The following is a 10,586-nucleotide window of genomic DNA, read 5'->3' as shown; positions in this document are numbered from 1 at the left end:
GGCGGGGGGGTTCGCGGCGGTTATGGGGGGCAGCCAGGCATCGGGGCCAGGGGCTCCGGGGGAATCCATGCGGCCGGGGCGGGCGGGCGGCGGGGCCGGGACGGGGGGCGGCGGGGCGGGGACGGTGGGCGGCCGCGCGCCGGGACGGTGGGCGGCCGCGCCGGGACGGCGGCGCGTGCATGCCGGGGCGGCGGGGCGTGCGGGCACGCTGGGAGGGGGCAACACGCCCAGACGCAGGGGCGACGAGACGGGAGGCGGGGACTTGCTCCCCGCAGGAGAGTATTGAGTAGTGGATCGTAAACCGCCGCGGCCGCGCCGGGTCTCGGATACCTCGTCCGAGCACGAGGTATACCTCCCGACCGGCGCGCTCTCGCCCTATCAGCAGACCCGCGACCCGCTCCCGGACACCCTGCTCAAGCGGGTGAAGCAGTTCTCCGGACGGCTGTCGACGGAGGCGATCGCCTCGATGGAGGACCGCCTCCCGTTCTTCGGCGACCTCGACGCCGCGCAGCGGGCGGGCGTGCAGATGCTGGTGCAGACCGCGGTGGTGAACTTCCTGGAGTGGCTGCAGGATCCGGAGAGCGATATCCGGTTCAGCCTCGACGCCTTCCAGGTCATCCCGCAGGACCTGGCCCGTCGCCTGACGCTGCGCCAGACCGTCGACATGGTCCGGGTGGCCATGGAGTTCTTCGAGCAGTGGCTGCCCGCGCTGGCCCGCAACGACCGGCAGCTGGTGGCGCTGACCGAGGCGGTGCTGCGCTACGGCCGTGAGCTCGGTTTCGCGGCCGCGTCGGTGTACGCCAGCGCCGCCGAATCGCGCGGCGCCTGGGATACCCGGCTGGAGGCACTGGTCGTCGACGCCGTGGTGCGCGGCGACACCGGGCCCGAAATGCTCTCGCGGGCAGCCACATTGAACTGGGATGCCACCGCTCCGGCGACGGTCCTGGTGGGCACGCCGCCGAAGGACCAGGTCGCGGTGGTGGGTTCGGTGCATACCCTGGCGGCCCGGCACGGTCACGCGGCACTGGCGGTAGTACAGGGCTCGCGGTTGGTAATGGTGGTCAGCGGGCACCTCGGCGACACCGCCTATCCGTCGCCGCTGCTGGCCGATCTGCTGGCCGAGGCCTTCTCCGACGGCCCGGTGGTGATCGGCCCGACCACCCGCACCCTGTCGGCCGCGCACGTCAGCGCGATCGAGGCGATGGCCGGTATGGAGGCCGTGGTGGGCTGGCGCGGGGCACCGCGACCGGTGCACGCGTCCGAACTTCTGCCCGAACGCGCCCTGCTCGGCGATCGGGCTGCGGTGGACGCCCTCAACGAGTATCTTGTGCTACCGTTGGCCGCCGCCGGGTCGGCCCTGGCCGACACCCTGGACGCCTATCTGGATTGCGGTGGAGCCGTCGAGACCTGCGCCCGCCAGCTGTTCGTTCATCCAAATACGGTGCGCTATCGGCTCAAGCGAATCGCCGACATCACGGGCCGGGATCCGATGAATCCCCGTGATGCGTACGTGCTGCGGATTGCCGCCACAGTAGGTCGTCTGACACGAACTCGTAACGAATCGCCAACTTCCGCCCCAGACGCCTCATCCGCCACCTTTTACGAAGATGGGATGTAACGGCTCCGGCGAATCGGTCGATCCCGACATCCCACGTGCCGTTTTGTGGGGTCCACACAAAAGCGATCGGCAAGCTTCATTCGCGTCGACATCTCCGCGGAGGGCTTCCACGGTGTTGTGTAGAGGCGTGATCGCGTTGTACGCCCCTGGACAGGGCTCTCAGACACCCGGCATGCTCGCGCCTTGGCTCGATCTTCCCGGCGCGCGTGACCGTCTCGAACTGTGGTCCAAGGCCTCCGGCCTGGATCTGGTGCAGCTGGGCACCACCGCCACGGCGGACGACATCAAGGACACGGCGGTGACCCAGCCTCTGGTCGTGGCCGCGGCGCTGCTCGCGTTCGCGGAAATCTCGGAGAATGCGGTTCCGGCGGATACCATCGTCGCCGGACATTCGGTCGGCGAATTCGCCGCCGCGGCCGTCGCCGGGGTCCTCTCCCCCGACGAGGCCGTGACACTGGCCGCCATCCGCGGTGCGGAGATGGCCAAGGCGTGCGCGCTGGAACCGACCGGCATGTCCGCGGTGCTCGGCGGCGACGAGGCCGCCGTGCTCGACCGCCTCGCCGAACTCGACCTGATCCCGGCCAACCGCAATGCGGCCGGGCAGATCGTGGCGGCGGGTCGCTTGGACGCACTGGCGGAACTGGCGGCGAACCCGCCGGAGAAGGCGCGCATCCGCGCGCTGCCCGTCGCCGGGGCCTTCCACACCGCGTTCATGGCACCCGCCCAGGACGCTGTGACGGAGGCCATCTCGCAGATAACTGCGGGTGAGCCGACCCGGACCCTGCTGTCGAACTACGACGGTAAGCCGGTCAGCTCGGGCAAGGACGCCATCGAGAAGCTCGCGGCGCAGGTGACCCGGCCCGTCCGATGGGATCTGTGCACCGAAACCGTCCGCGCGGCAGGGGTTTCCGGAGTGGCCGAGCTGCCACCCGCCGGCACCCTGGTCGGCATCGCCAAGCGGGAGCTCAAGGGCACCCCGAATCTGGCGCTGAAGACCCCCGAGGACATCCCCGCGTTGGCCGATCTGCTGGCTAACGGATAGCTTTCCACGCGGCACGCAACGACGCAGGCCGTGACGAGGCGGACGAAACGATCATCCGTCCCGTTCCGAAGAAGAACACAGACCGAAGAAACACTCGAACCCTAAAGAGTAACAAGAAGGGAGCCACGAAGTGGCCGCTCTGACCCAGGAACAGATCGTCGAAGAGCTCGGCAAGATCATCGAAGAGGTGACCGGCATCGAGCCCTCCGAGGTGACGATCGAGAAGTCCTTCGTCGACGACCTGGACATCGACTCGCTGTCGATGGTCGAGATCGCGGTGCAGACCGAGGACAAGTACGGCGTGAAGATCCCGGACGAGGATCTGGCGAGCCTGAAGACCGTCGGCGACGCCGTCGCCTACATCCAGAAGCTCGAGGCCGAGAATTCCGAGGCGGCCGAGGAGCTCAAGGCCAAGTTCGGCCAGGGCGAGTAAAGGGCCCGATACCGTGACCACTCCTTCCACCTTGAACGGGAACTTTCCCAACGTCGTCGTAACGAGCCTGGCGGCGACCACGTCGATCGCGGGCGACGTCGATGCGACGTGGAAGGGACTCCTCAACGGCGAGAGCGGTATCGACACGCTCGAGGATTCCTTCGTCGAGGAATACGACCTTCCGGTCCGCATCGGCGGGCACCTGAAGGTGCGTCCGGAGACCCTGCTCAGCCGGGTCGAATGCCGTCGCATGGCGTACGTGGAGCAGCTCGCGACCGTCCTCGGTCGCGAGGTGTGGCGCAACGCCGGATCTCCCGAGGTCGACCCCGAGCGGCTCGGTGTGGCGATCGGCACCGGCCTCGGCGGCGGCGACGCGCTCATCGACTCGGTCGACAAGCTGAAGAACGGCGGCTATCGCAAGATTTCGCCGCTGGCAGTTCAGATGGTCATGCCGAACGGGCCGTCCGCCGTGGTGGGTCTGGAATTGCAGGCCCGGGCGGGAGTGGTCACGCCGGTATCGGCGTGTTCGTCGGGATCGGAGGCCATCGCGAACGCGTGGCGGATGATCGTGATGGGCGACGCCGACATGGTCGTCACCGGTGGTGTCGAGGGATACATCGACGCCGTGCCGATCGCGGCATTCTCCATGATGCGCGCGATGAGCACCCGCAACGACGACCCGAAGGGCGCCTCGCGTCCCTTCGACTCCGCCCGCGACGGCTTCGTCTTCGGTGAGGCCGGTGCGCTCATGGTCGTCGAGACCGAGGAGCACGCCAAGGCGCGCGGAGCCACCATCCACGCCCGCCTGATGGGCGCGGGGATCACCTCCGACGGGTTCCACCTGGTCGCCCCCGCCCCCGACGGCAAGGGCGCGGCCCGGGCCATGACGCGGGCCATGCAGTCCGCGGGCCTGACCAAGCAGGACATCACGCACGTCAACGCGCACGCGACCGCGACGCCGATCGGCGATACCGCCGAGGCGAACGCGATCAACCTGGCCGTGGGCAGTCACGCCTCGGTCTACGCGCCCAAATCCGCCCTGGGCCATTCGATCGGTGCCGTCGGCGCCCTCGAGTCGGTGCTCACCGTGCTCAGCATCCGCGACGGCATCGTGCCGCCCACGCTGAACCTGGAGAACCAGGATCCGGAGATCGACCTCGATGTCGTGCGCGGCGAGGCCCGCCGCCAGGAGATCGAGTACGCGATCAACAACTCGTTCGGTTTCGGTGGGCACAACGTCGCGCTCGCCTTCGGCCGGTACTGACACTCTCGTACCGGTTCTCCACGCGATCCCCGGTGGGGCTTTCGAATCACGAAAGCCTCACCGGGTCACCGACTGCTGTCGCCGCGTCAGCGACTTCACATCCCTCGAGGAGAGAACGCGATGACCACCATGGCCCCCGCCCAGGCGGACGCCACGACCGATCCCCGTGATCCGCTGGGTCGGTTGCAGCGCTTCTTCGATCCCGGAACCGTGCTCCCGCTGCACCCCCGCGACAAGTCCGGCGTGCTCGCCGCGATCGGCGAGGTCGACGGGGTGCGCACCGTCGCCTACTGCTCGGATGCCACCGTGATGGGCGGCGCCATGGGTGTCGAGGGCTGCAAGCACATCGTCGATGCCATCGACACCGCCATCGATTCGAAGATTCCCGTCGTCGGCATCTGGCATTCCGGCGGCGCGCGCCTGGCCGAGGGCGTCGAGGCGCTGCACGCGGTCGGGCTGGTCTTCGAGGCCATGGTTCGCGCGTCGGGCCTGGTCCCCCAGATTTCCGTGGTGGTCGGCTTCGCCGCGGGCGGCGCCGCGTACGGTCCCGCGCTCACCGATATCGTCATCATGGCGCCGGAGGGCCGCGTGTTCGTCACCGGCCCCGACGTGGTGCGCTCGGTGACCGGGGAGAACGTCGACATGGCCACCCTGGGTGGCCCGGAGACGCACGGCAAGAAGTCGGGCGTGTGCCACGTCGTCGCGAACGACGAGGACGACGCGATGAACCGCGGCCGCAAGCTGGTGTCGATGTTCGCCGAACAGGGTGAGTTCGACATGCTGGCCGCCGAGCACGGCGACGTCGACCTCGCGGCCATGCTCCCGGAGTCGGCCAAGCGCGCCTACGACGTGAAGCCGATCATCCACGAGCTGCTCGACAACGTCGACGGTGAATCCTCGTTCGAGGAGCTGCAGGGCGGGTACGCGCGCAGCATCGTCACCGGCCTGGGCCGCCTGGCCGGGCGGACCGTCGGTGTGCTCGCGAACAATCCGCTGCGCATGGGCGGCTGCCTCACCTCCGAAAGTGCCGAGAAGGCAGCGCGTTTCGTGCGGCTGTGCAACTCCTTCGGCATCCCGATCGTGGTCGTCACCGACGTGCCCGGCTACCTGCCCGGTGTCGGCATGGAGTGGGAGGGCGTGGTGCGCCGCGGCGCCAAGCTGCTGCACGCCTTCGCCGAGGCGCGGGTCCCGCGCGTCACCCTGGTGACCCGCAAGATCTACGGCGGCGCCTACATCGCCATGAACGCCCGCTCGCTGGGCGCGACGGCGGTGTTCGCGTGGCCGGAGGCCGAGGTCGCCGTCATGGGCGCCAAGGCCGCGGTCGGCATCCTGCACAAGAAGGCCCTGGCCAAGGCTCCGGAGGAGGAGCGCGAGGCGCTGCTCGAGCGGCTGACCGCCGAGCACGAGGCCATCGCGGGCGGTGTCGGGCGGGCGCTGTCGATCGGCGTCGTCGACGAGGTCATCGACCCCGCCAAGACCCGCTCCACCATCGCCGCGGCGCTCGCCTCGGCACCGGCGCGGGCCAGCCACAACAAGAACATTCCGCTGTAAACGGTTGTGCCACAAGGGCGGGCGGTCCGAGGGGCCGCCCGCCCTTCTGCTGTCCGAGTCTTGTTGTCCGGCTGAGATTTCCGGCCTGTGGACAGATCGCGCTCTGTGGACAACTCCCGTCCGTCCGGGCCGTTCGGTCATCTGCGGCGCGTAGGCTGCCTGGCATCGCACGCTACGGCACACGAGGGGGATCTCATGTCATCGCTGGAACAACAGCTCGCCGCCGTCCGGGCCGACCTCGCCGCCGCGCGGGCCGATCTGGCCGCCGCCCGTGCGGACCTCGCCACCGCGCGAGGCGAACTCGCGCAGACCCGGGAAGACGTGCAGCGCATCCGCGACGACTACGTCCTCATGCAGCACGAGCAGATCGACATGCGGCACGAGGTCATCGAGCTGCAATTCCTGGTGCGGGAGAAGATGACCGCGATGGCGGAGGAGCTGCGCCTGCTGCGCGAGGGCGACGGCCCGCCGGAGGAGTGAGAAACAACGGTATCCGGGCCATTCCAGGGTACCGGCGGGAGGAACTTCATATATGAATTAGGTAGCCTGCCGGTAACTTGCGCGATACGCGATCGGTACAGGTGGCGCATAGCTTTGCCCGCCATGACGGTGGTGACCGATGTTCCCGAGGTGTCGGGGGACGATGAGGACGGTGCGCGACCGCCCCGCTCGCGGTGGTACGGCTCGCTGTTCCTGCAGCTGCTGGTCGCGATCGTGGCCGGGATCGTGGTGGGCTGGCTGTGGCCCTGGCTGGGCGCGGACCTGAAGCCGCTGGCCGACGGGTTCATCAAGCTGATCAAGATGGTGATCGCGCCGATCGTGTTCTGCACGGTGGTGCTGGGCATCGCGCACGTCGGCGATATGAAGTCGGTGGGGCGGATCGGGGTCAAGGCGCTGATCTACTTCGAGGCCGTCACGACGTTCGCGCTGCTGTTCGGGCTGCTGGTGGGCAATCTGGTCCAGCCCGGCAGCGGATTCCACATCGACGCGCAGACGCTGGCCACCGGCGCGGATCAGCTGGCGAAGAAGACCGGCAACGGCGAGCTTCCGCACACGGTGGAGTTCCTGCTGAACATCATTCCTGCGTCGGTGATCTCGGCGTTCGCGGAGAATCAGCTGCTGCAGGTGCTGTTCTTCGCGGTGCTGTTCGGGCTGGCGCTGGCGAAGTTCCGTGAGCGGGTCCCCACGATGATCCCGCAGGCCATCGATCAGATCGGGCAGATCTTCTTCGTCATCATCGGCTGGATCATGCGGCTGGCGCCGCTGGGCGCGTTCGGGGCGATGGCCTACATCATCGGCCAGTACGGGCTGTCGTCGCTGGGCAGCTACGGCAAGCTGATCGCGTGCTGCTATCTCGCCGCGGTGCTGTTCCTGCTCGTGCTGGCGGGGATCGTGCGGGTGTTCGCGGGCGCGAATCCGTGGAAGCTGCTGCGCTACATCAAGGACGAGCTGTTCCTGGCGCTGGGTACCGCCTCCACCGAGGTGGTGCTGCCGCGCATCATGACCAAGCTGACCGACGCCGGATGTTCGCGCGCGTGCACGGGGTTGGTGATCCCGACCGGGTATTCGTTCAATCTCGACGGCGCCACCCTGTACCTGTCGATCTGCGTGCTGTTCCTGGCGCAGGCGCTGGGCGTGGATCTCAGTGTCGGAGAACAGGTTACGGCGCTGCTGGTGCTCATGCTCACCTCCAAGGGCATGGCGGGTGTGCCGGGATCGTCGTTCCTGGCCCTGTCGGCCACCATCTCCGCCATCGGCCACGGCTCCATTCCCGTCGCGGCCGTCGCGGTGCTGCTCGGCGCCGACCGGATCATGGATTCGATGCGGGTATCGGTCAACCTCCTCGGCAATTGCGTCGCCACCCTGGTCGTCGCGAATTGGGAAGGGCAACTGGACAAGGCCCGCCTGCGCGACACCCTGGCCGCGGCCTGACGCCGCTACCCCACGTCGCGGCGCAGCCAGGTGACCTCGGCGCCCTCCCCGCCCCAGCGGAAGGGCTCGAGGTCGTCGTCCCACGCGGTGCCCAGCGCCCGGTCGATCTCGGCGGCCAGTTCGGCGGGGGTGTGGCGGCCGCGTTCCCGGGCGTCTCGCACAATTTCCCGCAGTCGCATTTCCCCCACCATCACATCGCCGTTGGCGCTCGTCGCACCGCGCCACAGACCCAGTCCCGGGACGAAACAATAACGCTCGCCGTCCACGCCTTCGCTGGGATCCTCGGTGACTTCGAAACGCAACACCGGCCATGCCCGCAAAGCCGTGGCAATCCGGGAGCCGGTGCCGACGGGGCCGACCCAATCGGTGGTCGCACGCAGTTGGCCGGGCGCCGCGGGCTGCGATGTCCAGCGCAATTTCGCGGGAGACTTCAGCGTCGAGGAGAGCGTCCACTCGATGTGCGGGCACAGCGCGGCAGGCGACGAATGGATGTATACGACACCCACCGTCGCGTCCGCGAACTGATTCGATCCGCGCACCAGTACACCTCCAGCTCCGACGTAGGACGTCTTCCCCAACATCCCGTCGAGCCGGCGTTGCCCGAGTTTACTGGAGTGCCCGAAGTTACGGGTGTTACTTTGTGGCCGTGTCGCGCGATCCGTTGATCTCGGCGATCACCGCATCGCTGAACGTCGGCCATACCGCGCGTGCCCAGTCGCCGAAATTCTCGTCGCTGAGCGCCACGCACGCCACTCGGAGCTCCGGGTCCACCCACAGGAAGGTGCCCGACTGACCGAAGTGGCCGTAGCTGCGCGGCGAGTTCGCGCCGCCCGTCCAGTGCGGAATTTTATGGTCCCGGATCTCGAATCCCAGACCCCAATCGTTGGGGCGCTGCGAGCCATAACCGGGCAGCACACCGTTGCGTCCCGGAAATTGCACCTCGGTGGCGTCCGCGAGGGTTTGCCCGGAAAGCAGCGACGGGTTCAGCAACTCTCCGGCGAAACGAAGCATGTCGTCCAGCGAGGATCGTGCCCCGTGCCCGGGCGACCCCGTGAGAACCGAGGATTTCATTTCGAGAGGTTCGAATACCGCCTCGTGCAGATAATCGGCGAAGTCGATTCCGGTCTGCTCGGCGACGAACTGCGCCAGCACCTCGAAGCCCGAGCTCGAGTAGATGCGCCGCTCCCCCGGCTCGGCCATGATCACGTTGGTGTCGAAGGCCAGCCCGGAGGTGTGCGCCAGCAGGTGCCGGACCGTGGATCCGGGCGGCCCGGCCGGTTGGTCCAGCTCGATCGCGCCTTCCTCCACCGCCACCAGGACGGCATAGGCCACAAGCGGTTTCGTCACGGAGGCGAGCGCGAACACCCGTTCGCCGTCGCCCTCGCTCCCCAGCACGCCCCGCGCGGCGACAACTCCCGCGGCAGCATTCCGGACCGGCCACTCCCGAATCTGTTCCAGCGCTCGCACGCGACGAGCCTACGACCCGGCGCCCAGCGCGCCGAACCGGACCCACCACCAACGATCAGACACCGATACGATCGGCGGATCATGAATGCAGCACCCACGATCCATGGCGAGGTGGACGCAGGTTTCGGGCCCGTCGCCGACGCCTTCCGGCGCAATTTCACCCGGCACGGGGAGATCGGGGCGGCGGTCGCGGTATATGCCGGGGACCGCCCCGTCGTGGATCTGTGGGCCGGGCATCGGGATCGGCGGCGGACCCTGCCGTGGGAGCGGGACACCATCGTGCCGGTGTTCTCTTCGACGAAAGGCATGGCGGCCTTCGTGATCGCCGCCGCGGTCTCGCGCGGGTTGCTCGATTACGAGCGTCCGGTGGCGCAGTACTGGCCCGAATTCGGCACGCGCGGTAAGGAATCGGTGACCGTGCGGCAGCTGATCGACCATCAGGCCGGACTGCCGGTGCTGGACCGGGTGGTGCGGCTGCGCGATATGGCCGATGCGGATCACCTCGCCACCATTCTGGCTGCGCAGCAACCGATGTGGCGGCCCGGTACGCGGCACGGGTATCACCCGCTCACGGCCGGGCTGTATCAGGGCGAGCTGATCCGCCGGGTCGATCCGCAGCACCGCACCCTCGGCCGGATCTTCGCCGAAGAGTTCGCCGCGCCGCTGGGTTTGGACTTCTTCATCGGCCTGCCCGCCGAGGAGCCGCTCGACCGCGTCGCCGCCCTCTCGGGCACCGCGGGCCTGGACATCCTGCGCTACGAGCGAGATGTTCCGCTGCGCATCGGAATTCAGTTGTACGCCAAGCGGGGGCTGACCTACGAGGCACTCAGCAGTCCTCGCGTCGGCGCGGCCGCTCGCGCCGCCCGCCGCGAGTATCTCGAGGTGGAGAGCCCGGGTGGCGGCGGTGTCGGGACCGCGAGATCCCTGGCCCGGGTGTACGGTGCCGCGGCCGCGAGTACCGGTGAGCTGCCCGTCGACGACGCGGTGCTGGACCGGATCGCCGCCGCCGACACCGCCGACGACGTGCCCGCCGACGACCTGGTCCTGCTCACCCGCAGCCGCTACCACCTCGGATTCCGGAAGTCCTGCGGCACTTTCCGTTTCGGGTCCGACCGGCGCGCCTACGGCACCACCGGCTACGGCGGTTCGTTCGGATTCGCCGATCCCGCAACGGGTCTCGGCTTCGGCTACACCATGAACCGCCTCGGCGTCGCCGTCCTCGACGACGCCCGCGCCCGCAATCTCCGCCGGGCCCTCCTGCGCTGCCGCTGAGCCCTTC

The 10,586-nt window shown here is 68.6% G+C and carries 10 protein-coding genes; 8 read left to right on the top strand and 2 right to left on the bottom strand.

Features of this window, described 5'->3' with window-relative positions; all coding sequences use genetic code 11:
* Nucleotides 1-289 precede the first annotated feature (289 nt).
* The 7 genes from QH290_RS01320 (at nt 290) to dctA (ending at nt 7,840) form a co-directional block, all read left to right on the top strand.
* Nucleotides 290-1,618, top strand: a complete 1,329-nt coding sequence (locus QH290_RS01320; RefSeq protein ID WP_280268637.1) for a PucR family transcriptional regulator — start codon at nt 290-292, stop codon at nt 1,616-1,618.
* A 127-nt stretch (nt 1,619-1,745) separates the two neighbouring features.
* Nucleotides 1,746-2,660, top strand: coding sequence for an ACP S-malonyltransferase (locus QH290_RS01315; protein WP_280268638.1), 915 nt, complete (start codon nt 1,746-1,748; stop codon nt 2,658-2,660).
* Nucleotides 2,661-2,790: 130 nt separating this feature from the next.
* Nucleotides 2,791-3,093, top strand: coding sequence for a meromycolate extension acyl carrier protein AcpM (acpM, locus tag QH290_RS01310; protein ID WP_280268639.1), 303 nt, complete (start codon nt 2,791-2,793; stop codon nt 3,091-3,093).
* A gap of 13 nt (nt 3,094-3,106) precedes the next feature.
* A complete protein-coding gene (locus QH290_RS01305) occupies nt 3,107-4,357 on the top strand; it encodes a KasA/KasB family beta-ketoacyl-ACP synthase (RefSeq protein ID WP_280268640.1) in 1,251 nt (416 codons plus the stop codon).
* 120 nt (nt 4,358-4,477) lie between these two features.
* Nucleotides 4,478-5,908: an acyl-CoA carboxylase subunit beta gene (locus tag QH290_RS01300; RefSeq protein WP_280263909.1), complete on the top strand. Its 1,431-nt coding sequence runs from the start codon at nt 4,478-4,480 to the stop codon at nt 5,906-5,908.
* Between the two features lie 195 nt (nt 5,909-6,103).
* Complete coding sequence (locus tag QH290_RS01295; protein ID WP_280381736.1) at nt 6,104-6,388, top strand: hypothetical protein; 285 nt, start codon at nt 6,104-6,106, stop codon at nt 6,386-6,388.
* Between the two features lie 123 nt (nt 6,389-6,511).
* Complete coding sequence (gene dctA, locus QH290_RS01290; RefSeq protein WP_280381735.1) at nt 6,512-7,840, top strand: C4-dicarboxylate transporter DctA; 1,329 nt, start codon at nt 6,512-6,514, stop codon at nt 7,838-7,840.
* A 5-nt stretch (nt 7,841-7,845) separates the two neighbouring features.
* On the opposite strand, the gene QH290_RS01285 is transcribed toward dctA, so the two are convergent.
* Nucleotides 7,846-8,379, bottom strand: a complete 534-nt coding sequence (locus QH290_RS01285) for a DUF3145 domain-containing protein (protein WP_280268315.1) — start codon at nt 8,377-8,379, stop codon at nt 7,846-7,848.
* A 94-nt stretch (nt 8,380-8,473) separates the two neighbouring features.
* The gene (locus tag QH290_RS01280) at nt 8,474-9,307 is read right to left on the bottom strand and encodes a serine hydrolase domain-containing protein (protein ID WP_280268314.1); all 834 of its coding nucleotides are present in this window, start codon (nt 9,305-9,307) and stop codon (nt 8,474-8,476) included.
* Between the two features lie 81 nt (nt 9,308-9,388).
* Here QH290_RS01280 and QH290_RS01275 point away from each other — a divergent pair, with 81 nt between their 5' ends.
* On the top strand, nt 9,389-10,579 hold the full coding sequence (locus tag QH290_RS01275; protein ID WP_280381734.1) for a serine hydrolase domain-containing protein: 1,191 nt from the start codon (nt 9,389-9,391) through the stop codon (nt 10,577-10,579).
* Nucleotides 10,580-10,586: the final 7 nt, after the last annotated feature.

The organism is Nocardia wallacei (assembly GCF_029869545.1).
Lineage (GTDB): Bacteria > Actinomycetota > Actinomycetes > Mycobacteriales > Mycobacteriaceae > Nocardia > Nocardia wallacei_A.
This window is presented reverse-complemented; position numbering and strand designations above follow the sequence as displayed.

Coding starts and splice junctions, on each gene's coding strand:
- dctA (WP_280381735.1), top strand. CDS start 6,512: ATGACGGTGGTGACCGATGTTCCCGAGGTGTCGGGGGACGATGAGGAC.
- QH290_RS01300 (WP_280263909.1), top strand. CDS start 4,478: ATGACCACCATGGCCCCCGCCCAGGCGGACGCCACGACCGATCCCCGT.
- QH290_RS01275 (WP_280381734.1), top strand. CDS start 9,389: ATGAATGCAGCACCCACGATCCATGGCGAGGTGGACGCAGGTTTCGGG.
- QH290_RS01295 (WP_280381736.1), top strand. CDS start 6,104: ATGTCATCGCTGGAACAACAGCTCGCCGCCGTCCGGGCCGACCTCGCC.